General features: G+C 61.5%; 25 protein-coding genes. 9 read left to right on the forward strand and 16 right to left on the reverse strand.

Translation table 11 applies throughout. The annotated features are described in order from the left end of the window. Positions 1–3: 3 nt before the first annotated feature. Positions 4–387 (forward strand): NADH:ubiquinone oxidoreductase subunit NDUFA12, encoded by a 384-nt coding sequence (locus tag K3758_RS07870; protein ID WP_067628344.1) that lies wholly within the window; start codon positions 4–6, stop codon positions 385–387. 55 nt (positions 388–442) lie between these two features. After that, positions 443–805, forward strand: a complete 363-nt coding sequence (locus K3758_RS07875) for a DUF2155 domain-containing protein (protein WP_259949637.1) — start codon at positions 443–445, stop codon at positions 803–805. On the opposite strand, the gene aat is transcribed toward K3758_RS07875, so the two are convergent. The 8 genes from aat to K3758_RS07915 form a co-directional block, all read right to left on the reverse strand. Beyond that, positions 769–1,404 (reverse strand): leucyl/phenylalanyl-tRNA--protein transferase, encoded by a 636-nt coding sequence (aat, locus tag K3758_RS07880; protein WP_259949640.1) that lies wholly within the window; start codon positions 1,402–1,404, stop codon positions 769–771. The two genes, K3758_RS07875 and aat, sit on opposite strands and share 37 nt — an antisense overlap. Positions 1,405–1,410: 6 nt before the next feature. Continuing rightward, positions 1,411–2,763 carry an acetyl-CoA carboxylase biotin carboxylase subunit gene (accC, locus tag K3758_RS07885; protein ID WP_259949654.1) on the reverse strand — a complete coding sequence of 451 codons (1,353 nt, stop codon included), beginning with the start codon at positions 2,761–2,763 and terminating at the stop codon, positions 1,411–1,413. 9 nt (positions 2,764–2,772) lie between these two features. Beyond that, positions 2,773–3,279 carry an acetyl-CoA carboxylase biotin carboxyl carrier protein gene (gene accB / locus K3758_RS07890; RefSeq protein ID WP_259949680.1) on the reverse strand — a complete coding sequence of 169 codons (507 nt, stop codon included), beginning with the start codon at positions 3,277–3,279 and terminating at the stop codon, positions 2,773–2,775. A gap of 197 nt (positions 3,280–3,476) precedes the next feature. Continuing rightward, entirely contained in the window at positions 3,477–4,229 is a 753-nt protein-coding gene (locus tag K3758_RS07895; protein ID WP_067628335.1) for an ABC transporter ATP-binding protein, read from the reverse strand. Between the two features lie 33 nt (positions 4,230–4,262). After that, positions 4,263–5,027: an ABC transporter ATP-binding protein gene (locus K3758_RS07900; RefSeq protein ID WP_120350854.1), complete on the reverse strand. Its 765-nt coding sequence runs from the start codon at positions 5,025–5,027 to the stop codon at positions 4,263–4,265. Between the two features lie 10 nt (positions 5,028–5,037). Further along, positions 5,038–6,243 carry a branched-chain amino acid ABC transporter permease gene (locus K3758_RS07905; RefSeq protein WP_259949687.1) on the reverse strand — a complete coding sequence of 402 codons (1,206 nt, stop codon included), beginning with the start codon at positions 6,241–6,243 and terminating at the stop codon, positions 5,038–5,040. 3 nt (positions 6,244–6,246) lie between these two features. Next, on the reverse strand, positions 6,247–7,275 hold the full coding sequence (locus K3758_RS07910; protein ID WP_067628328.1) for a branched-chain amino acid ABC transporter permease: 1,029 nt from the start codon (positions 7,273–7,275) through the stop codon (positions 6,247–6,249). A 103-nt stretch (positions 7,276–7,378) separates the two neighbouring features. Then, the gene (locus tag K3758_RS07915) at positions 7,379–8,725 is read right to left on the reverse strand and encodes a substrate-binding protein (protein ID WP_067628327.1); all 1,347 of its coding nucleotides are present in this window, start codon (positions 8,723–8,725) and stop codon (positions 7,379–7,381) included. Positions 8,726–8,959: 234 nt separating this feature from the next. Between K3758_RS07915 and K3758_RS07920 the strand changes: the two genes are divergently transcribed. From K3758_RS07920 to K3758_RS07935, 4 genes are all read left to right on the forward strand, one after another. Then, positions 8,960–10,252: a helix-turn-helix domain-containing protein gene (locus K3758_RS07920; RefSeq protein WP_259949697.1), complete on the forward strand. Its 1,293-nt coding sequence runs from the start codon at positions 8,960–8,962 to the stop codon at positions 10,250–10,252. A 115-nt stretch (positions 10,253–10,367) separates the two neighbouring features. Next, the gene (locus K3758_RS07925; RefSeq protein WP_259949701.1) at positions 10,368–10,736 is read left to right on the forward strand and encodes a response regulator transcription factor; all 369 of its coding nucleotides are present in this window, start codon (positions 10,368–10,370) and stop codon (positions 10,734–10,736) included. A 6-nt stretch (positions 10,737–10,742) separates the two neighbouring features. Further along, the gene (locus K3758_RS07930) at positions 10,743–11,045 is read left to right on the forward strand and encodes a hypothetical protein (protein ID WP_259949704.1); all 303 of its coding nucleotides are present in this window, start codon (positions 10,743–10,745) and stop codon (positions 11,043–11,045) included. Then, positions 11,045–13,744: an ATP-binding protein gene (locus K3758_RS07935; protein WP_259949707.1), complete on the forward strand. Its 2,700-nt coding sequence runs from the start codon at positions 11,045–11,047 to the stop codon at positions 13,742–13,744. Before K3758_RS07930 ends, K3758_RS07935 begins: the two co-directional genes overlap by 1 nt. A gap of 36 nt (positions 13,745–13,780) precedes the next feature. On the opposite strand, the gene K3758_RS07940 is transcribed toward K3758_RS07935, so the two are convergent. Together K3758_RS07940 and K3758_RS07945 are read right to left on the reverse strand one after the other, a co-directional pair. Beyond that, positions 13,781–14,203, reverse strand: a complete 423-nt coding sequence (locus K3758_RS07940; protein WP_259949708.1) for a TIGR01244 family sulfur transferase — start codon at positions 14,201–14,203, stop codon at positions 13,781–13,783. A gap of 81 nt (positions 14,204–14,284) precedes the next feature. Then, positions 14,285–14,524 carry a hypothetical protein gene (locus tag K3758_RS07945; RefSeq protein ID WP_259949710.1) on the reverse strand — a complete coding sequence of 80 codons (240 nt, stop codon included), beginning with the start codon at positions 14,522–14,524 and terminating at the stop codon, positions 14,285–14,287. 108 nt (positions 14,525–14,632) lie between these two features. Between K3758_RS07945 and K3758_RS07950 the strand changes: the two genes are divergently transcribed. From K3758_RS07950 to tig, 3 genes are all read left to right on the forward strand, one after another. After that, complete coding sequence (locus tag K3758_RS07950; RefSeq protein ID WP_067938722.1) at positions 14,633–14,917, forward strand: DUF2312 domain-containing protein; 285 nt, start codon at positions 14,633–14,635, stop codon at positions 14,915–14,917. Positions 14,918–15,043: 126 nt separating this feature from the next. Then, positions 15,044–15,964: a calcium/sodium antiporter gene (locus K3758_RS07955; RefSeq protein WP_259949728.1), complete on the forward strand. Its 921-nt coding sequence runs from the start codon at positions 15,044–15,046 to the stop codon at positions 15,962–15,964. 154 nt (positions 15,965–16,118) lie between these two features. Beyond that, entirely contained in the window at positions 16,119–17,450 is a 1,332-nt protein-coding gene (tig, locus tag K3758_RS07960) for a trigger factor (protein WP_259949730.1), read from the forward strand. Positions 17,451–17,919: 469 nt separating this feature from the next. Here the strand turns inward: tig and K3758_RS07965 are convergent, their stop codons facing one another. The 6 genes from K3758_RS07965 to rpsF form a co-directional block, all read right to left on the reverse strand. Next, entirely contained in the window at positions 17,920–19,878 is a 1,959-nt protein-coding gene (locus tag K3758_RS07965) for a bifunctional 2',3'-cyclic-nucleotide 2'-phosphodiesterase/3'-nucleotidase (protein WP_259949733.1), read from the reverse strand. Positions 19,879–19,950: 72 nt separating this feature from the next. Next, a complete protein-coding gene (locus K3758_RS07970; protein WP_259949736.1) occupies positions 19,951–20,436 on the reverse strand; it encodes a lytic transglycosylase domain-containing protein in 486 nt (161 codons plus the stop codon). A 127-nt stretch (positions 20,437–20,563) separates the two neighbouring features. Continuing rightward, complete coding sequence (locus K3758_RS07975; protein WP_067626666.1) at positions 20,564–20,854, reverse strand: hypothetical protein; 291 nt, start codon at positions 20,852–20,854, stop codon at positions 20,564–20,566. A gap of 161 nt (positions 20,855–21,015) precedes the next feature. Next, positions 21,016–21,642: a 50S ribosomal protein L9 gene (gene rplI, locus K3758_RS07980; RefSeq protein WP_259949757.1), complete on the reverse strand. Its 627-nt coding sequence runs from the start codon at positions 21,640–21,642 to the stop codon at positions 21,016–21,018. Positions 21,643–21,653: 11 nt separating this feature from the next. Then, positions 21,654–21,881: a 30S ribosomal protein S18 gene (gene rpsR, locus K3758_RS07985; protein WP_005852865.1), complete on the reverse strand. Its 228-nt coding sequence runs from the start codon at positions 21,879–21,881 to the stop codon at positions 21,654–21,656. Positions 21,882–21,909: 28 nt separating this feature from the next. Continuing rightward, on the reverse strand, positions 21,910–22,263 hold the full coding sequence (gene rpsF / locus K3758_RS07990; RefSeq protein ID WP_067626662.1) for a 30S ribosomal protein S6: 354 nt from the start codon (positions 22,261–22,263) through the stop codon (positions 21,910–21,912). Between the last annotated feature and the right edge of the window lie 201 nt (positions 22,264–22,464).

Raw genomic sequence — 22,464 nt, forward strand, 5'->3', positions numbered from 1 at the left:
TCGATGGGCATTCTCAATTCACTTCTGCGCGGCGTCACTTGGTGGAACGGCCAGACGCTGAACACCCAGCTTTTCACTTGGCGCAAGGGCAGCAAGGTGGGCGAAGACGCGCAGGGCAATATCTATTACCGCAACGCCGATGACAGCAAACGCTGGGTCATTTTCAACGGCGAAGCCGAGGCCAGCCGCGTGAGCCCAGATTGGCATGGCTGGCTGCACCGGACATGGGACGAGCCGCCGACCGACAAGCCGCTGATCCACAAGCCGTGGGAAAAGGCGCATGTCGAGAATCGCACTGGCACCGCCATGGCCTATGCGCCCGCCGGGTCGCTGCGCCGCGCCGAACCTGTCGAGCGTAAGGACTATGAGGCCTGGCAGCCTGAATGATCGGTTGGCCGCGCCTGAGGTGCGGCCCCAAGTTTCACGCAATCCGGGTGGATGAATGAAAAAGCTTCTCTTGGCCGCGCTTTTGTTGGCCGCGCCGCTGCATGCCCAAGAGGGCGCAGAGATCGCCAGTGCCACGGGTGGCGTTTTGCGCGCTTTGGACAAGATTTCCGGCGATACGATCGATCTGGAGATTGCCAAGGGCGACAGCCTTTCCTTGGGCAATTTGCAGATTTCCATGGTTGATTGCCGCTATCCGGCGGGCGATCCGGCGGCCAATGCCTATGCCGCGCTTGAGATCACCGAAGAGGGCAGCAGCGGCGCGCTTTTTTCTGGCTGGATGATCGCCTCGGCCCCGGCGCTGCACGCGCTGGAGCATTTTCGCTATGACATCTGGGTCATGCGCTGCAGCACGTCCTGAAAACTGGTTAATCCCCCTGCGTCGAACCGTGCAGTGCCGCGTTTGGCCACATCAAGCTGCGCGTGATATTCCGCGCGGCTGATCTCTTGCGCCCCGAGAGAGGCAAGGTGATCGGTCAGAAACTGCGTGTCAAAGAGGGTAAAACCCGCATGGCGCAGCCGATCCACCAGCGCCGCCAGCGCCATTTTTGAGGCGTTGGTCCGGCGGGAGAACATGCTTTCACCAAAAAACGCGCGGCCTAGCGTTACGCCATAGACCCCGCCCACCAGTGCTGTGCCCTCCCAAACCTCAAGCGAATGGGCGTGGCCTGCGTGGTGCAGCGCGGTGTAGAGGGCGGTGATCTCGGCGTTGATCCATGTGTCTTCGCGGTCAGCGCAACCGGCGACGACACCATCGAAATCACGGTTGATCGTGTGGTGAAAACTGCTGCGCCGCATCGCGCGGGCGAGCGAGCGCGAGATGTGGAAGCCATTGAGCGGCATGACCCCCCGACGCCGCGGATCGACCCAGAAAATTTCTGGGTCGTCGCGGTGTTCGGCCATAGGGAATATCCCTATGGAATAGCCGTGCAGCAGGATCTCGGGCGTAAGCTCCGACATCAGACGTCAGGCGTTGCCGAGGTTGGTTTCCAGCCAATGCTCAAGCCAGTGGATGTTGTAGCCGCCCGACTGCACGTCTTCTTCGGCCAGCAGCGCGTGGAACAGCGGCACGGTGGTATCGACACCGTCGACGATCAGCTCGCCCAAGGCCCGCCCGAGACGCGCCAGCGCTTCGGGGCGGTCGCGGCCATGCACGATCAGCTTACCGATGAGGCTATCGTAATAGGGCGGGATCGAATAGCCATCATAAAGCGCGGAATCCATCCGCACGCCAAGCCCGCCGGGGGCGTGATACTGCGTGATCTTGCCCGGGCAGGGCGCGAAGTTCGGCAGTTTCTCGGCGTTGATGCGGACCTCAATGGCATGGCCATTGATGGTCAGATCGTCTTGGGTAAAGGACATCGGCAGCCCTTCGGCAACGCGAATCTGTTCGCGCACCAGATCGACGCCAAAGATCGCCTCGGTCACGGGATGTTCCACCTGAAGGCGGGTGTTCATTTCGATGAAATAGAACTCGCCATTCTCATAGAGGAATTCGATCGTGCCCGCGCCGATGTAGTTGATATTGGCCACCGCGTCGGCACAGACCTTACCGATCCGCGCGCGTTCCTCTTCGGTGATCGAGGGGCCGGGGGCCTCTTCGAAAACCTTCTGGTGGCGGCGTTGCAGCGAGCAGTCGCGCTCGCCCAGATGGACCGCGTTGCCCTTACCATCCCCAAAGACCTGAATCTCGATGTGGCGCGGGGTGGTGAGGTATTTTTCGATATAGACTTCGTCATTGCCGAAGTTCGACTTCCCCTCGGCCCGCGCGGTCTGGAAGGCTTTTTCCATGTCTTTGGCGGTTTGGGCGACTTTCATGCCCTTGCCGCCGCCGCCTGCCGTGGCCTTGATGATGACCGGATAGCCGATCTCTTCGCCCAAGCGCTTGGCGTCTTCGAGCGATGCGACGCCACCATCCGAGCCGGGCACGCAAGGCACGCCGAGCTTTTTCATCGTGTCCTTGGCGGTGATCTTGTCACCCATGACGCGGATGTGTTCGGCGGTGGGGCCGATGAAGGTCAGACCGTGGTCTTCGATCACCTGCACAAAGCCTGCGTTTTCCGACAGGAAACCGTAGCCGGGGTGAATCGCTTCGGCCCCGGTGATTTCACAGGCCGCGATGATCGCGGGGATCGAGAGGTAGGATTGGGTCGAGGAGGGCGGGCCGATGCAGACGGATTCGTCGGCCATGCGCACATGCATCGCGTCGCTGTCGGCGGTGGAATGCACCGCGACGGTCTGGATGCCCATCTCGCGGGCCGCGCGGATGACGCGCAGCGCGATCTCTCCCCGGTTGGCGACTAGGATTTTGCTGAACATGTCCGGCCCTTATTCCAGGATCACCAGCGGGGCGCCGAATTCAACGGCATCGCCGTCGCCGACGAGGATGCGCTTGACGGTGCCGGCGCGGGGCGCGGGGATGTGGTTCATGGTTTTCATCGCCTCGACGATGAGCAGCGTGTCACCTTCGGAAACCGAAGCGCCTACGGAGATGAACGCAGGCGCACCCGGCTCACCTTGCAGGTAAACGGTGCCGACCATGGGCGATGTCACAGCACCCGGGTGATCAGCCGGATCGGCGTCGGCAGCAGGCGCCGAAGCGGCGGGCGCGGCAGCAGCGGGGGCCGGTGCGGCGGCAGGCGCGGGGGCGGCTTGGTATTGCTGCTGGGGGGCGGCCATGACCTGCTGCGGCGGCTTGCGGCTGACGCGCACGTTCAGGCTGTCATCCTCGGCATAGTCGCGTTTCACCTGAAGCTCTGTCAGGTCGTTTTCGTTCAGCAGCTCGGCGAGGGCCTTGATGAAGGCCACGTCACTGTCATGGGTGTTTTTTGTCATTGGATCCTCGAAGATTTCGACAGGCCAGCAGCCCGTCGCTGCGCGATTGATTGTGCTCGCTTATAGGGCATGGGCAAAGCCATGAAAAGCCAACTGTTGTCTAGGAGGTAGGATCGGTTTTTTGCCGCGCAATGGCCCCGGGGCGCAAGAATGAGGCCGCGCCACCTCTTTGCGCAGCGGGTCAAGGTCACGTGGGGTCAGATCGCGAGGTATTCAGCCCTCAGTTCCGCATTGTCCAACACCTCTGCCGCGGTGCCGTCAAAAACCACGCCGCCGGTATCAAGGATCACCGCACGGTCGGCCAGTTTCAGGGCGCGCACGGCGTTCTGCTCAACCAGAATGGTGGTGATGCCCTGTGCCTTGATCAGCCCCAGCGTCTTTTCGATCTCATCCACGATCACCGGGGCAAGACCTTCGTAGGGTTCATCCAGCAGCAGCACCTTAATGTCGCGGGCCAAGGCGCGGGCAATGGCGAGCATCTGTTGTTCCCCGCCCGAAAGGGTCACCCCCTCTTGGTTCCGCCGCTCGCGCAGGCGCGGGAAGAGGTCATAGAGCCGGTCGAGTGACCAGCCGATGGGCGGGGCGATCTGGGCCAGCTTGAGGTTCTCTTCGACCGTGAGGCCAGAAATGATGCGCCGATCTTCGGGCACCAGCGCCAGCCCCGCAGCCGAGGCTTGGTGGCTGGCCATGTTGTGCAGCGGTTGATGATCGAGCCAAATCTCGCCGCGCTTGAGTTCCGGGTCGCTGACCCTTGAGATGGCCCGCAGGGTCGAGGTTTTGCCCGCCCCGTTGCGGCCCAGCAGCGCGAGGATTTCGCCTTCGTGGACGTTAAAGCTTACTCCCTGCACGATATAGCTCTCGCCGTAATAGGCGTGAATGTCCCAGACGGAGAGGAAGGCCGGGGCGGTTTGGGCGTGGTTGGCGTTTTTGTCTAGCGTGTCGGTGCTCATCGGGGTGTCCTTGGGGTTCGGCAACAGGATAGATCAGGCGGCGTCTTGGCTCTCGCCCAGATAGGCTTCGCGGACCTTGGGGTGGCCCTTGATCCGGTCGGGGGTGTCTTCGACCAGTGGCGTGCCTTGGGCCAGCACGGTGATCCGCTCGGCCAGCGAAAAGACCACATGCATGTCGTGTTCAATGATCGCGATGGTGATGTCGCGCTCGTCCTTGATCTGTTTCAGCAGGTCGATCGTGTTGTTGGTATCGGCCCGCGCCATCCCCGCGGTAGGTTCGTCAAGCAGCAGCAGGCGTGGGTCTTGGGCAAGGCACATGGCGATCTCCAGCCGCCGCTTGTCCCCCCGCGAGAGCGACGCCGCATGCATGTGCCGCTTGTCGATCATGTTCATGTCGCGCAGCATTTCCTCGGCCTTGTCGATCACATCTTGCTGGCCCACGACGCGCGACCAACCGTTGAGCTGGAATGCCCCGTCGCGTTTGGCAAGGCAGGGGATCAGCATGTTCTCCATCACCGTGAGATCGCCAAAGATTTCAGGCGTTTGGAACACGCGGCTGATGCCCATCTGGTTGATCTCATAGGGTTTGCGCCCCAGCACCGACTGGCCGTCGAACATGACCGAGCCGGTATCGGGGATAAGCTTGCCCACCAGACAGTTCAGCAGGGTGGATTTGCCCGCCCCGTTGGGGCCGATGATCGCATGGACGGAGTTCTCCGCCACGCTCAGGTTCACATCGCTCAGCGCCTGCAGACCGCCAAAGCGTTTGCCGACATTTTTGACTTCGAGAATGGACATGATGTCTCTCCTATTCTGCGGCTTCGCTGCGGCGTTGGGCGGCGTCGGCCTCGACCGAGCCTGCGTTCTTGTCCCGGCGGCGGAAGACGCGGCCCAGACGTTGGCCACCTTCGACCAGCCCACCGGGCAGGAAGATCACGACCAGCATGAACAACAAGCCCAGCGTGAGGTGCCAGCCCTTGCCGACGAAGGGGTGGATGATCGCAACCATCGCGTCCTCCAACCCGTCGGGCATGAAGGCAAACCAGCCGTGCAGCACGTTGTCGTTGATCTTGGCAAAGATGTTCTCAAAGTACTTGATGAACCCTGCGCCCAGCACCGGCCCGATCAAGGTGCCCGCGCCGCCGAGGATGGTCATCAGCACCACTTCACCAGAGGCGGTCCACTGCATCCGCTCGGCCCCCGCCAGCGGGTCCATCGCAGCCAGCAGGCCACCGGCCAGTCCGGCATACATGCCAGAGATCACAAAAGCTGCCAGCGTGTAGGGCCGGGTGTTCAGGCCCGTGTAGTTCATCCGCTGCTGGTTGGACTTCACCGCCCGCAGCATCATCCCAAAGGGCGAGCGGAAGATGCGGATCGCCAGATAGAAGGCGAGGATCAGGAAGATCGCGCAGAAGTAGTAGCCAACGGAAAAGGTAAAGGTCCAACCGCCGAAGAACAGCGTCGTCGAAGAGTTCATCGCCGCGCCGAAAAGGTTGGGGAATGACGGTGCATCGACAGACTGGAGATACTGCGGATCGGAGTTGTAGATCTGCAGTCCCGTCTCGCCATTGGTGATCGGTGTCAGCACCGAATAGGCGAGGTTGAACGACATCTGCGCAAAGGCCAGCGTGAGGATCGAGAAGTAGATGCCCGAGCGTCGCAGGCTGATAAAGCCGATGAGCGCCGAGAACAGCCCTGCCATGATCACGGCCAGCACCAGGGCGGGCACGACGTTGTAGCTGAGCAGTTTGAACATCCAGACGGCGGAGTAAGAACCGACCCCCAGAAAGGCCGCATGGCCAAAGGAGAGGTAGCCGGTCAGCCCAAAGAGGATGTTAAACCCGATGGCGAAGATGCCAAAGATTACAAAGCGCTGCATCAGGTCGGGATAGCCCGCATTGAACTGCGCCAAGGCGGAGTTCGCCGGGAAAGGGTTAAGGAGGAAGGGGGCGAATAGCGTCAGTACGACGACGACCCCCAGAAGAAGCGTATCGCGTTTTTCCAGTCCGAACATGTCTTATTCCTCCATCACGCCGCGGCGACCCATCAGACCACGCGGGCGGACCAGCAAGATCACGATGGCAACGACGTAGATGATGATCTGGTCGATACCGTAGATGATGCTTTTGATTTCATTCATGGAGGCGAGACTTTCGAGGATGCCCAAAAGGAACCCCGCCAGCACCGCGCCGGGCAGAGAGCCCATGCCGCCGACCACGACGACGACGAAGCTCAGCACCAGAAAGTCCATGCCCATGTGATAATTGGGTGAGTTGATCGGCGCATACATGACGCCCGCAAGCCCCGCCACGGCTGCGGCGATGCCGAACATGATGGTAAAGCGGCGGTCGATGTCGATGCCCAGAAGGCCCACGGTCTCGCGGTCCGCCATACCGGCGCGGACAACCATGCCGAAGGTGGTGAATTGCAAGAAAGCAAAGACGGCGGCGATGATAACCGTGGAAAAGCCGAAATAGACCAGACGCCAGTAGGGGTAGGCCAGCGACGTGTCCAAGCCCAAGAGCGGCGCAAAGTCAAAGCTGCCTTTGAAGACTTCAGGCGCAGGCGTGGGGATCGGGTTGGCGCCGTAGAAATACTTGACCACCTCTTGCAGCACGATGGCGAGGCCAAAGGTCACAAGGATCTGGTCCGCATGGGGGCGTTTGTAGAAATGCTTGATCAACCCGCGTTCCATGACAAAGCCGATCAACAGCATCACCGGGATCGCAAAGAGGATCGCCAGCGGCACCGACCAGTCGATGATGGCCTGTCCCATCTCGGGACCGAACCAGTTTTCGACATAGGGGGTTTTGACCTTCAGCGGATTTCCCAGAAAATCCTTCTGGGTCTCGTCGATGGTCTCAAAACTCAGCGTCAGCAACCGTTGCAGCGTGACCGAGCAGAAGGCCCCGATCATGAACAGCGCCCCATGAGCGAAGTTAACCACGCCAAGCGTGCCGAAGATCAATGTGAGCCCAAGCGCGATCAGCGCATAGGCCGAGCCCTTGTCGAGCCCGTTAAGTATTTGCAGAAGAACAGCGTCCATGGACCCCACCTGTAAGGGATGCGTTCACATGAGGGCGCGCCCCATGTGGTGAGAAAAGGGGGCGCGCGGCGCAAGGCCGATGCGCCCCCAAAGGTTCAGTGGATCAGGCGCCCGGGTTGCACTTGCCCAATTCGCCACCGGCGAACATGGGGTGATCCGGGGCGTATTCGACCTGTGCACGCGGGGTGACCTCGACGATCTCCAGCGTGTCATATTCGTTGGTCGGGTTTTCTTTGCCCTTCATGACCAGCACGTCTTTGAAACACTGGTGGTCATCGCCACGATACAGCACCGGACCGTTGCCCAGACCGTCGAACTCGAAATCTTCGAGCGCTTCAACGACACCGCAGGGGTTGAAGGTGCCCGCGCGTTCCACCGCATCCGCATAGAGCAGCGTCTGCACGTAGCAGGTGTGCGCGGAGTTGGAGGGCGGACGGCCATATTTCTCACCAAAGGATTTCACAAAGGCTTTGGAGCCTTCATCCTGTAGCTGCCAGTTCCAATTCATCGAGCCGATAACGCCTTGCACGTTGGCACCGGCGCCCGCGGCCATAAGCTCGGAATAGAGCGGCACGACGATCTCGAATTTCTTGCCGTTCACTTCTTTGTCCAGCAGGCCGAACTGCACCGCGTTGGTGAGCGAGTTCACCATGTTTCCGCCGTAGTGGTTCAGCACCAGCACATCGGCACCGGAGTTCAGAACCGGCGCAATGTAGGAGCTGAAATCCGTGCTCGCCAGCGGCGTCAGCACGTTGTTCACGGTCTCCCAGCCCATCGCTTCGGTCGCGGCGGCGATGGATTCCTGCTGGGTCCAACCCCATGTGTAGTCGGCTGTCAGATGGTACGCGCGGCGGTCTTCGCCGTAAGCGTTTTTCAGCACCGGCGCGAGGGCGGCGGCGGACATGTATCCGTTAAAGAAGTGGCGGAAACCATTGGCCTTTTTGTCTTTGCCCGTGGTGTCGTTGGAGTGTGTCAAACCGGCCATGAAGATCACGCCCGCTTCCTGACACAGGCCCTGAACCGCCACGGCTACGCCCGAGGACGAGCCGCCGTTGATCATCACAGCGCCGTCTTTTTCGATCATCGCCTTGGCGGATGCGCGGGCGGCGTCGGATTTGGTCTGGGTGTCACCAGTGACATATTCGACCTTCTTACCCAGAATGCCGTTCCCTTTCAGCGCCTTGGAGCTGAAGGTGTTCATCATGCCGCCGTCGCCCCCGCCATTAAGGTGCTCGACCGCAAGCTCTTGGGCGCGCAACTCGTCCAGCCCTTCTTCGGCATAGGGACCGGTCTGGGGCACGTTAAAGCCCAGCGTGACCGTGCTGCCCGTGGGGGCATTGGTAAAGCCCGCGTGCGCCTCGGCGCGCAGATAGGTCGGCAGCGCCAACCCTGCACCGGCAACCGCGCCGGTCTGGATCAGCCCGCGGCGTGTCAGTTTCGTAAACGACATGAAGTCCTCCCATTTTTGTAAGTCGCGGCAACGGAACCTCCCCCCGATGCCACAACACGCAATAGTGCAAAGAAACTATGGCGCGGAAACTGAAAACCGATCAATAAGGCGCTTGATCGAAACGATTTTTTTGTAAATATATTCGCAACCGTCCAGGGAGGTTTGTAAAGAATATGATGTTGCGCCGCAGAAAGACCTTGAAACAACGCATGAATTATCGCGCGGCGCGGTCCCATGCGTGAGGGGCTGACCGGCAGCCGCATCCGTGAGCGGCGCGTGATGGCGGGGCTGAAGCAGGCCGAACTGGCACAACAAAGCGGGATCTCGGCCAGCTATCTGAACCTCATTGAACACAACCGGCGCAGAATCGGCGGGAAACTGTTGCTCAATATCGCCCATGCGCTTGGTGTAGAGCCGCAGGCGTTGACCGAAGGGGCCGAAGCCGCGCTGATCGCCACCCTGCGCGAAGCGGCAGAGGATGCAGCGCTGACCGGGCCAGAGGGTGACCGGGCGGATGAATTTGCCGGGCGGTTTCCGGGCTGGGCCAAGGTGCTTGCCAGCAGCCAGCGTCGCATCGCGGCCCTAGAGCAGACGGTTGAGGCGCTGTCGGACCGTTTGGCCCATGATCCGCAGCTTGCCACGTCGATGCATGAATTGCTGAGTACGGCCGCGGCCATCCGCTCAACCGCCTCTATTTTGGCGGAGACGGACAGTCTGCAACCCGAATGGCGCGACAGGTTTCACACGAATATCCACCAAGACAGCCGCCGCCTGTCCGACAGCGCGCAGGCGCTGGTGACCTATTTCGACAATGCCGCCGAGACCCGTGAGGTGGCCCATTCCCCGCAGGCGGAGGTTGAGGCTTTCCTCGCCGCGCATAACTACCGTTTTGACCCGTTAGAGCAGGCCCGCGCCCCGCAAGAGGCAATCGCGGCGCTTGTGGCGCAGGCCGATGCGCTCAAGACCAAGGCCGCGCAGCATATCGCGACGGGGGTATTGCAGCAGATCGCCCGGGATGCGGCGGCGTTGCCCTTGGCGCGTCTGGAGCGGACCGTCGAGGCGACGGGCCATGACCCCGCCGAATTGGCACGCAGATTGGACCAGCCGATGGGCCGGGTGCTGCGACGCTTGGCGTCTTTGCCCGATCTGGGCGCGGGGCTGGTGGTCTGTGACCGCTCGGGCAGCGTGACCTTTGCCAAGTCGATCGAAGGGTTCACCGTGCCGCGCTTTGGGGCCTGTTGCCCGCTTTGGCCGCTTTTTGCGGTGCAAGGCCAGCCGGGGCTGGTGATGAAATCCCGCGTCATGCAGATGGGCCGTGGGCAGGCGCAGTTCGAGGCGATCGCGACCTGCGAGGTTCAAGCCGCCGCCGCCTACAATACGCCGCCCTTGAGCCAATCAGTCATGTTGCTTTTGCCGGTGCCATCAGGGGCGGCCCCCGCGCAGCCGGTGGGCGCAACCTGCCGCATTTGTCCGGTGGAGGGATGCCGCGCGCGGCGCGAGCCGTCGATCCTGCGCGACGGAATCTGACAGACGCTCAGGCAGTTTTTGACAGGGCTGCCAAACCGATGCATGCTCGCCCCGGTGCGCGAGACCTCGCAACAAGACGGGGCGGTCGCACACCGAGGGGGGAGACTTTTTGCGGATGAGCAAACTCGTAGTTCTGGTGGAGGACGAGGTGAATATCGCCGAGGCCATCCGCTTTTTGTTGGGCCAAGAGGGCTGGCGGGTGGAGACGCTGGCCAATGGAGCGGGCGCGGTAGAGGTGATCCGCAAGGCATCGCCCGATTTGGTGATGCTGGATGTCATGCTGCCGGGCAAAAGCGGGTTTGAAATACTCGATGAGCTGCGCGGCGACCCGGCGATGGGGGAATTGCCGGTGCTGATGCTGACCGCGCGCGGCCAAAGCCGGGACCGCGCCATGGCCGAGAAGGCCGGGGTCAGCCGCTTTATGACCAAGCCGTTTTCGAACTCAGAGATGCTGGACGCGGTGCGCGACCTGATCGCCAGTTAACCCACCATGCCACGCCCTCCGATCTTTTTGGAAAAACGCGGCTACCGCCAGCGGCGCATGATGGATGCGGTGCGGTTGCTGCCGTTTCTGGGGCTGATGCTGTGGATGGTGCCGTTGCTGTGGCCCGTGCCAGAGATCCTGCCTAGCGCCACCCTCGAACCCAGCAAGCCGACAATCGCGATGAGCGTGGCACTGCGCTATCTCTTTGGGGTTTGGGCGTTGCTGATCTTGGCGACATGGGCGCTCTGGCGGCGGACGCGGGATGTGGCGACGGACGGGGGTGCCGATACCAAAGACGGGCCGCGCTGATGGTGTCGCTCAACCAGTTGGTCGCGGTCTGTCTGATGTATGTCGCGGGGCTGTTCATCGTGGCCTTTGCCGCCGAACGCGCGGCCCTGCGCGGGCAGGGCGGCTGGCTGCTGCGCTCACCGTTGGTCTATACCCTGTCGCTGTCGATCTACTGCACCGCTTGGACATTCTACGGCGCGGTCGGCTATGCCGCGCGGTCGGGGTTGGAATATGTGACGATCTACCTTGGCCCGTCGCTGGTAATGATCGGTTGGTGGTGGGGGCTGCGGCGTTTGGTGCGCATCGGACGAAGCCATCGTGTGACCTCAATCGCGGACTTGATTTCTTCGCGCTACGGCAAATCTAACACGCTGGCGATCGTGGTGACGGTCATGGCCGTGATCGGCGTGACGCCCTATATTGCGCTGCAATTGCAATCGGTTATCTTGTCTCTGTCGATTTTCGCCGCCCCCGATGTGCCGCTGGCCGAGGCGGGGGGCGATGTCATCAACCGCGGGCAGGCCGCCCTGTGGGTGGCGGCGGGGCTGACGCTGTTTACGGTGCTTTTCGGCACGCGGAACCTGAACGTGAATGAGCGGCACCACGGCGTTGTCATCGCCATCGCGGTTGAGGCGGTGGTGAAGCTGCTGGCACTGGTTGCGGTCGGTATCTACGTGATCTGGGGTCTTGCCGGGGGATTGGGTGAGACTTTGGCGCGGATCGATGCCTCGGACATTGGCCAGTGGGAGGTGCAGGGCAGCCGTTGGGCCGCGCTGACGGTCCTTTCGGGGGCCGCGCTTTTGTGCCTGCCGCGCATGTTTCAGGTGATGGTTGTCGAGAATGACGACGAGCGCCAGTTGCAGATCGCCAGTTGGGCCTTCCCGCTTTATCTGATGCTGATGAGCCTTTTCGTCGTGCCAATCGCGGTCGTGGGGCTGGACTTGATGCCTGAAGGCGCGAACCCCGATCTGTTTGTCCTCAGTCTGCCGCTTAGCCAAGGGCAGAACGGGCTGGCGATGCTGTCCTTCTTGGGCGGTTTTTCCTCGGCCACGTCGATGGTGATCGTCGCCACGCTGGCGCTGTCGACGATGGTGAGCAACCATATCGTCATGCCGATCTGGCTGGCGCTGCGGCGCGATGGGGCCACGCAGTCGGGAGATGTACGCAATATCGTGATCCTCGCGCGGCGGCTGTCGATCTTTTGCGTGGTGGGCTTGGGCTATCTTTACTACCGCGCCTCGGGCGGCAGCGGGGCGCTGGCGGCGATTGGCACGATCTCTTTCGGCGGGGTGGCGCAGTTTTTGCCAGCGATGCTGGGCGGCGTGCTCTGGCGCGGGGCCACGCGGGCCGGGGCGCTTTGTGGGCTGGGCACGGGTTTTGTGCTCTGGGTTTTCACCATGCTGCTGCCCAGTTTCGGCGCGGATGTGGCACTGTCGAGCGCGACGTTGGAGCGGGGGCTTTGGGGGCTGGCATGGCTGCGCCCCGAGGCGCTGTTTGGCATCGCCGGGATTGACCCGACCGTGCATGCGGTGGTCTGGAGCCTTGCGCTTAACACGCTGGTTTTTGTGGTCGTCTCACTGTTCAGTTTCCCCGCGCCGTTGGAGCGGCTTCAGGGTGCGCAATTTGTAAATGTCTTTGACCATTCCGGCCCGGCGCGGGGGTGGACGGCATCGGTTGCGGGCAGCGAAGACCTGATGATCATGGCGCAGCGGATCTTGGGCGCGCGGGAGGCGCAGGCGTTCTTTGCGCGCGAGGCCGAGCGGCAAGGGCAGGGCCAACGCCTGCCGGAACCCACGCCGCGATTCGTGCAGGCGTTGGAGCGGGAATTGGCGGCCTCGGTCGGCGCGGCGACGGCCCATGCGATGGTGGCGCAGATCGTCGGCGGGGCGTCTGTTTCGGTGCAAGATCTGCTCGCCGTGGCCGACGAATCCGCGCAGATGTTGGAGTATTCCAGCCAGCTTGAAACCAAATCGCGCGAGTTGACCGAAACGGCGGCGCAGCTGCGCGCGGCGAATGAAAAGCTCACTCAATTGTCGCTGCAAAAGGACAGTTTTCTGAGCCAGATCAGCCATGAATTGCGCACGCCGATGACGTCGATCCGGTCGTTTTCGGAGATTCTGCGCGACGCGCCGGGCCTCACGGACGCGGATAAGAATCGTTACGCCACGATCATCCATAGCGAGACGATCCGCCTGACGCGGCTTTTGGACGATCTGTTGGATCTGTCGGTTCTTGAGCATGGGCAAGTGACGCTGAATCAGCGGGAGGGAAACCTGCGGGATCTGCTTGATCTGGCGGTGACCACGGCGCAGGCCGGAGCTGCGCGCCCGCTGGATGTGCTGCGCGACCCGGAGGCGGAAGACATTATGCTGACCAGTGACCTCGACCGATTGGTGCAGGTCTTTATCAACCTCATCACAAACGCCCGCAAATACTGCGCTGCTGAGACCCCGCAACTGGTGATCTCGCCGCAGGTTACCGCAAGAGGGCTGGTGATAGATTTTGTCGACAACGGTCACGGGATCGACGCGGGTTCAGAGGCGCTAATTTTCGAGAAATTTTCGCGGATCACGGGGGAAGGAGACGGCGCGGGGCTTGGCCTTGCCATCTGCCGCGAGATCATGAGCCGTTTGGGGGGCGAGATCAGCTTTCTCAACAGCGTGCCTGGCACGGCCTTCCGGGTGCAACTGCCCGCAGCGGTGTTGTCTTCGCCGGAGTAGGAGACCGGCCTCCGTATTCAGAGGCCGGCAAAGCCCTTAGCTGTAGTTTTGGCCCAACATGGGGCGCATATTTTCGATGTCATACCCACCCTGACGCGCAGCTTCGATGATCGCGTCGCTGTCCATTTCACCAGCTTGGCCCAAAGCCCAAGCGATGGTCGAACGGGTGCCAGAGGCGCAATAGGCCAGCACGGTGTCATCCGTCTCGACCCCAAGGGCGCGGTTGTTGGCGATGACATCGGGGGTCATGGTCTGATGGGTCAGCGGTTGCTCGGCAAAGGCGATGCCCGCCGCTTCGGCCGCGTCGCGCATGGCGGCGGCTTGGTGGCTGGGCGGCACTTCCGCGTCGGGGCGGTTGCACAGGATGCGGGTGATGCCTTGGGCGCGCAGGCTTTCCATGTCACCGGGCTCGATCTGCGGGGCGACGAAATAGCGGGGGGTGATTTGGCGAATATCCATGCGTCGATTTAAGCAGATGCAGCGGCCCTGTCCAGAGACGGCTAAGACCCGCCGCGACCGCCCGCCGATCAGCCCCCTCGATCAGCTCAGAGAGATGCCCAAAATCACCATCATCAGGCCGATGACGGATAGAAACAGCGCGCCCATGTTCAGCGGCACCACTTTGCGCAACACAACGCGCATCGCCTCATCGTCAAGCTGCGCGCGTTTGGCACGGCTGACTTTGATGATGCACCAGCCAAGACCGAGCAAGCCCAGAAGGGACAGACCCGCGCCGCCCCAGACCATGAGATCGAAAATTGATGCGTTTGCGCTTTCCATGGCGGCAGAGCTACGCCAAACCGCCAAGGGGGGCAAGTCCCGCTTGCGGGCTGGGCATCCAGCCTGTAGTCACACCCGCCAGAGCCAGCCATTCCGTGAGGACTTTTCATGAGCGATACCAGCACCAACCCCGATGTCGTCGAATCCCAAGGCGATGCGACCTACCGGGTCACCGCCAATGAGCTGCGCCAGTTCGTCGAGCGGATCGAGCGTTTGGACGCCGAAAAGAAAGACCTCGCCGAGCAGCAAAAAGAGGTGATGTCCGAAGCGAAATCGCGCGGCTACGACACCAAAGTGCTGCGCAAGGTGATCGCCCTGCGCAAGCGTGACAAGGACGACATCGCCGAAGAAGAAGCGGTGATGGAGATGTATAAAGAAGCCTTGGGCATGTGAGCGCCCGGCCGCAGCGGAACTGAATTTTCCGCGCGGCCTTGAATGCCTGTCACCCGTGCCCATTTGCATCGGGCGTCTGCGCGGTCTCCGCGACGCCCGATGGTCTGAGACCGGTGAGTTTTTCTCGTGAACATTCTGTTTGTCCTTGGCGGTTTGCTGGGGCTCGTGCTCGGTGGGGAGTATCTGGTGCGCGGTGCGGTGGCGCTGGCGCAGCGGGTTGGGCTATCGCCACTGGTGATCGGTCTGACGGTCGTGGGGTTTGGCACATCGGCGCCTGAATTGGTGACTTCTGTTCAGGCGGCCTTGCTGGGGGCACCGGACATTGCGCTTGGCAATGTCGTCGGGTCGAACATCGCGAATATTCTGCTGATTCTCGGCCTTGCCGCACTGATCGCGCCGATTGCCATCGCGCGGCGCAGCTTTGCGCGCGACGGGACGGTGATGCTGGCGGCAAGCTTGCTTTGTCTGGGCCTCGTGATGCTGGGCCGCATCGACCGGCTGGCGGGGATTTTGGCCCTCGTGGGGTTGGCGACCTATCTGATTTATACCTTTCGCAGTGATCGAAACAGCCAGCAGGCGGCGGAGCCTTTGCCGGATCAGGCGCGGATCGGGCTGGCGTTAATGTGGTTGTTGGGTGGGCTGGTTCTGACCATCGTTTCGGCTCGGTTTCTGGTCACGGGATCAGTCGCCTTGGCGCAGGCCGTGGGTCTCTCTGAGGCGGTGATCGGGTTGACCATCGTGGCCGTGGGGACTTCGATGCCGGAATTGGTCACATCGGTCATCGCCGCCCGGCGCGGGCAGAGCGATGTGGCTTTGGGCAATGTGGTCGGCTCCAATATCTTTAACATCCTCGGCGTGCTGGGGGTCACTGCAGTGATCCAGCCGGTCAAAGTGGCCACTCAGATCGCCACGCTCGACATCTGGGTGATGCTAGGGGCCAGCGTGGCGCTGATCGCCTGCGCAGCCTTTGGCGGGCGCGTGACGCGCGGTCAGGGGGCGGTCTTTGCGCTGGCCTATGCGGGCTATATTGCGGTGCTCTTGGTCTGAGGTCTGGGCGGGTTCCGCCGTGGGGGCGGGGGCGTTTTCTGCGGATGTGGTCCGATGGGCTGCGGACCCCCTTGCGCAGGCGGTTCAACCCCCATAGAAGGGCACAAATTTTCGCCCGCGCCCCCGCCGCGCGGCCTTACCCTATGGAGCACACATGCAGGTCAACGAGACGCTGAACGAAGGTCTGAAACGCGGTTACAACATCACCGTGACCGCCGCCGAACTCGAAGCCAAGGTCAACGAAAAGCTGGCCGAAGCGCAGCCCGAAGTCGAGATGAAGGGCTTCCGCAAGGGCAAGGTTCCCATGGCGCTGTTGAAAAAGCAGTTCGGTCAGCGGATCATGGGCGAAGCGATGCAGGAAAGCATCGATGGCGCCATGGCAGAGCATTTTGAGACGTCCGGCGACCGCCCCGCGATGCAGCCCGAGGTCAAAATGACCAATGAGGACTGGAAAGAAGGCGACGATGTCGAAGTCTCCATGTCCTACGAAAAGCTGCCCGAAATTCCCGAGGTTGATCTGAGCAAGATCGAACTGGAAAAGATGGTGGTCAAGGCCGACGACGCCGCCGTCGAAGAAGCGCTGGCAAGCCTTGCCGAAACCGCACAAGACTTCAAAGCCCGCGAAGAGGGTGCCAAAGCGGAAGATGGCGATCAGGTTGTGATCGACTTCAAAGGCTCCGTCGACGGTGAAGAATTCGAAGGCGGCGCTGCCGAAGATTACCCGCTGACACTGGGCTCCCACTCCTTCATCCCCGGTTTCGAAGAGCAGCTGGTTGGCGTGAAAGCGGGCGAAGAGAAATCCGTCGTCGTGAACTTCCCCGAAGAGTATCAGGCCGAGCATCTGGCCGGTAAGGAAGCGACCTTCGCTTGCACCGTCAAAGAAGTGAAAGAGCCCGTTGCCGCTGAAGTGAACGACGAGATGGCCAAGAAATTCGGTGCCGAGGACCTCGACGCGCTGAAAGGTCAGATCGCCGAGCGTCTGGAAGCGGAATATGCCGGTGCCTCGCGCGCCGTGATGAAGCGTAACCTGTTGGACGCGCTGGACAAAGAGGTCAGCTTTGACCTGCCGCCGTCGCTGGTTGACGCCGAAGCCAAGCAGATCGCGCATCAGCTGTGGCACGAGGAAAACCCGGATGTGGAAGGCCACGATCACCCCGAGATCGAGCCGACAGACGAGCACAAGACATTGGCCGAGCGCCGCGTCCGTCTGGGCCTGCTGCTGGCCGAGCTGGGCCAGAAAGCCGACGTTCAGGTGACCGACGCCGAGATGACCCAAGCGATCATGAACCAGGCGCGTCAGTACCCGGGTCAGGAGCGTCAGTTCTTTGAATTCGTGCAGCAGAACCAGCAGATGCAGCAGCAGATGCGCGCGCCGATCTTCGAAGACAAGGTTGTCGATCACGTGGTTGAACAGGCCAAAGTGACCGAGAAAGAAATCTCGAAAGAAGAGCTGCAGAAGGCTGTTGAGGAACTGGAAGACGAATAAGTCTTACCGGATCGGATTACGGGGCAGGGGCGACGGGCAACCGTCGCCTTTGTTTCGTTTGGGGGGTGTTGTTGTTGAAATGGGCCGTCCGGCGGGATGGCGGGCATCACCCTCAGTTGCAGAGGGCGGTTTGGCAGTGTTCAGATATGGCGTTGGTGAGAGGTCGGTTTGCTGGCCTTCTTGCCGCTTCCAATGACTGAGCCAGAAGGTTCACCGAACTTTGGCAGGAACATCAGCCACGGATCGCAGATGTCCCGCCCCGGTGCTACACCGGACATCGCGTTCCCTCTGCCCGGAGGGCGATCTTGCAACGTCAGATGGTTGCGGCGTTAGCGGTTTCGGCGCGGTACCGGGCAGCCCAAGCGTAGCAACGCCCCCCGGGGAGGGCGATGGCCTCTGTGGCAACGTCGAAACTTGGGTGGCGGGGAAGAGAGGCGGCCGGCTCAAGACCGCCCCCAACTCGTACAGCTTACAACGTGATCCGGAACTGGGCGAATCCGTTTTCCGTATCGCCGACCTGTTCCATCGCCACGCCGGTCACCTCATCCACGTAATCCGCGGCCTTCGGTCCGGTTTCGAACATCACGCTGGTGCCCTCCATCGGGGCAAAGCGCCAGTTGCCATCGGCGCGGGGGCTGATGGTGCCTTTTTCGACGATATAGCGCACGATCACATCGCGGTTGGTGTCGGGCCCTTCAAAGACGATGGTATCGCCCTTCGCGCCGGGGAATGCGCCGCCACCGCTGGCGCGGTAGTTGTTGGTGGCGATGATGAATTCGGCATTGGGATCAAGTTGTTGCCCTTCGAACTCAAGGTTCACGATCCGGTTCGCCTTAGGGTTCGCCACGGTGCCCTTGGGGCCGAATTTGGACGGCTGGCTGAGGTCGATCTGATAGGTTACCCCGTCGATCACATCGAAGTTGTAGCTGGGGAACTCTGGGTTCAGCAGCGGTTGGTTGGCCTCGCCGGGGGTGATCTGGTTGAACATGCCCGCGGACCGCTCAAGCCAATCCTTCACCTGAGCACCGGTGACGCGCACGGCGCGGGCGGTGTTGGGATAAAGGTAAAGGTCAGCCACATTCTTGATCGCCACATCGCCCTTGGGCACATCGGTGTAATACTCTGGCCCGCCCCGGCCACCGGCCTTGAAGGGGGCGGCGGCAGACAGGATCGGTAGCCCTTCGTGCTCGGTCCCTTTGAGCATCTGGGCGATGTACCAGCGCTGCGCGTTTGAGACGACCTGCACCGAAGGATCATCGGCCACCAGCGCGAAATAACTGTGCAGGTTGGCATCGGTCTTGCCCACTGCGCGGCGAACATAGGCGAGCGTTTCGTCATGGTCTTGCTGAACCGAGGCCAGAACCTCTGCATCGCTTTCCACCAGCGCCATGACCGAGCGGTCTTCGTTGCGCTGCGAAATGGCCCGCGCCTCGGCGCTGTGGCTGGCGATGCGCCAACCGCCCGCGTCGCGTTCCAACATCAGGTCGATAAGGCCCAGATGGCTGCCCCAGAAGCCGCCCATGGTGGCGGGCTTGCCGTGGATCGTGCCGGCGCTCACATCCACGCCGGGATAGTCCGCATAGCTGCCCGAGGGGAAGACGAGGTGGCTGTGCCCGGTCATGATGGCGTCGATCCCCTCAACGGCGGCGAGGGGGACCGAAGCGTTCTCCATCATGTCTTCTTCCTTGGCGGCCCCAATGCCCGAATGCGACAGCGCGATGATGATATCGGCGCCCGCCTCTTTCATCTGCGGCACCCAAGCGCGGGCGGTCTCTAGGATGTCGCGCGCCTGCACTTTGCCTTCGAGATGGCGGCGGTCCCATGCCATGATCTGCGGCGGGACAAAGCCGATGATGCCGATCTTGATCGGATGGGCCTCTCCCGCGCCGTCGGTCAACATTCGGTCCAGCAGGACATAGGGTTTGACCAGCGTGTCATCGTCACTGGGCTTGGCCCCGACCTTTTTGACGACATTGGCACTGACCACCGGGAAGTCGGCCCCGGCGAGGGATTTCATCAAGAAATCAAGCCCGTAGTTGAATTCATGATTGCCCAAGGTCGAGGCGTCATAACCAAGCGTGTTCATCGCTTGGATCACCGGATGCATGTCGCCTTCTTTCATGCCGCGCTCATAGGCGATGTAGTCGCCCATCGGGTTGCCCTGCAGGAAGTCGCCGTTGTCGAGCATCAGCGTATTGGTCGCCTCGGCGCGGATCGATTTGACGATGCTTGCGGTGCGGGAAAGCCCGACGGTGTCGACCTCTTTGTCGGCGTAATAGTCATAGGGAAAGACATGCACATGCAGGTCCGTCGTCTCCATCAGGCGCAGGTGCGCTTGATTGGCGGCAGCACGGAGAGAGAAGGGGTGAAGGGCCAGCAGACCGGCAGAGCCGGCGAGAAAGTGACGGCGGTTGAGGCGGAGGGTCATGCGGCGTTCCTTCTTAACGTGATTAACATCTACCTGCGGCGAAGCGAGAGGCCGCGCAAGCCTAAAAATTAATCACCCGTCCCTCAGGCCGGTTTCCACCAGCATGCCGCGTTTCTTGGCTTCGTAATAATAGCCTCGCGCGTACCACTTGATGGCGGTGCCGTGGTCTCCGTCGGACAAAAGCCAAGCGCCGCGCAGGTATTTCAGGGCGTATTTCAGATTGGTGTCAGCGTCCAAAAGGTCAGACGCGCTGCCTTGGAACCCCATGGAGCGGGCGGTGGCGGGCAGGATTTGCAGCAGGCCGTAATATGGGCCGTTGCGGGCGCGCGGGTTATGGGTGCTTTCGCGGATGGCCAGACGATGAACCAGAGGGCGCGGCAGATCGTAGAAGTCGGCCCAGTGGTTGATCTTGCGCCGCAGGTCGGGTGTCTCATTCGGGTGCAGGGGCAGGGCCGGGCGCTGCGGGGGCGTGGGGGAGACTTCGGGCGCAGCGCTGCACGCGGTAATCGTGCTGGCGGCGATGAAAGAGAGAAACATGCGGCGTGTTGTCTGAGGCATGATGCACCGAGGCTTGTTATATCGGCGCGAACATCACCGCTGCGGGCCTTTCGAGCAAGCGTGTCGGCAAAACATACGCGGCCCCTTGCCCAGCGGTTGGGGCGCAAAGCGCGGCTTTCCGCTACGCTTAGACGTCGGCGACGATTTCGCCTTTCATTTCACCGGTCATGCGGGTCTGATCTTCGCGCTTTACCGAGCGGCGGACCTCGTCGATCTTGAGTTCGGCAGCGTCGCGCGTGGCTTTGTCGGGCCATTCGGTGATTGCGGCACTGGTGCGCTCAGAGGTGCGGACCACAGTAACGCGGCTGGCGCCAAAGCTCTTGAGGGCGGGCAGGCGCTTTTCTTCGATGGCGCGCAGGGCCACGTCATAATCCGCCCCGTCGGCGATCTCCCAAGTGGTGATGGTGATGTAACGCATGTGTCATCCTCCATGCTGAATGGAGGGAGCATAGCACAGAATGCTCTGTTTTTACAGGATTTCGCGCCAGAGGTGCAGGAGGGCTGTCACACGGGCCTGCGCATAAAAAAACGCCGCGCGGAAAGCCGCGCGGCGTTTCATGTCAGATCGGACAGGTCGGATCAGCTGTTGCTGTCGTCCTGCGCGTCGCCCTCAGGGGTGCGCACCACGTCCGAGTCGCCGTCTTCGTCAGCGGCAGAGCCGATGTCGTCGAAGAGTTCGGAGATCTCGAATTCAGCTGCGGCTTCCTCTTCGGCGGCCAGTTCCTGAATCGATTTGCCCGACGCCTGAAGCTCGGCCTCTTCGGGCGAACGTGCGACGTTCAGCTCGATTGTGGCATCGACTTCGGGGTGTAGGACGATGCGCACGTCATGCACGCCCAGTTCCTTGATCGGGTTGCCCAGAACGACCTGCTTGCGGTCGACGGTGAACCCTTCGGCGGTTGCGGCGTCGGCGGCGTCACGGGTGGTGACGGAGCCATAAAGCGCACCGGCGTCGGAAGCGGAGCGAATCACGACGAACTGCTGACCGTTCAGCTTCTCGGCGAATTGCTCGGCTTCTTTTTTGGTTTCGAGGTTCTGTGCTTCGAGCTGGGCTTTTTGGCCCTCAAAGGCTTCGACGTTGGCCTTGGAGGCCGACAGTGCCTTGCCCTGCGGCAGCAGGTAGTTGCGAGCATAGCCGGGCTTTACGTCCACGACTTCGCCCATCTGGCCCAGTTTGGCCACACGTTCCAGAAGGATAACTTGCATGTGCTCTCTCCTTACTTGACGGCGTAGGGCAGCAGGGCGAGGAAACGAGCGCGTTTGATGGCACGGGCCAGCTCGCGTTGTTTCTTGGCCGATACGGCGGTGATACGGGAAGGAACGATCTTGCCACGCTCAGAGATGTAGCGTTGCAGCAGACGTGTGTCCTTGTAGTCGATCGCAGGTGCATTGTCGCCCGAGAAAGGGCACACTTTACGACGACGGAAAAATGGTTTTGCAGCCATGATTTAAGTCCTTTTCTTCAAGCGTTGATCAACGGCGTTCGCGGCGTTCGGAACGCTCGTCACGCTTTTGCATCTGTACGGACGGCAGTTCTTTGTGCTCATCAACTTTGATGGTCAGAACGCGCATCACGTCATCATGCAGGCGCATCAGGCGTTCCATTTCCTGCACGGCGGTCGCGGGGGCGTCCGAACGCAGGAAGGCGTAGTGGCCCTTGCGGTTTTTGTTGATCTTGTAGGCCATCGTTTTGACGCCCCAGTACTCGCTGTCGACGAGCTTGCCGTCGTTGTCCGCGAGGACGGTGCCAAAGTGTTCGATGAGGCCTTCTGCTTGCGTGTTGGACAGGTCCTGACGCGCAATCATAACATGCTCATATAGCGGCATGTGCACTCCTATATTTATATCAAGGCGCATTTCATAGGCGGGGCATTCATCCTTGCGGCCCCACCACGAGAGTCTGCGCGGTTCATATGCTTTGCAAGGAAGCGCCCGTATACACGGTTTGCGCCGCACGGCAAGCCCCAAGCGCCTGCGGCAAGGCTTGTTCGGCTGGGGCGCAGAGGATACATCAGGCAAAACGCATAA

Origin of the sequence: Sulfitobacter sp. W002 (assembly GCF_025142135.1) — a bacterium.
Classification (GTDB): domain Bacteria; phylum Pseudomonadota; class Alphaproteobacteria; order Rhodobacterales; family Rhodobacteraceae; genus Sulfitobacter; species Sulfitobacter profundi.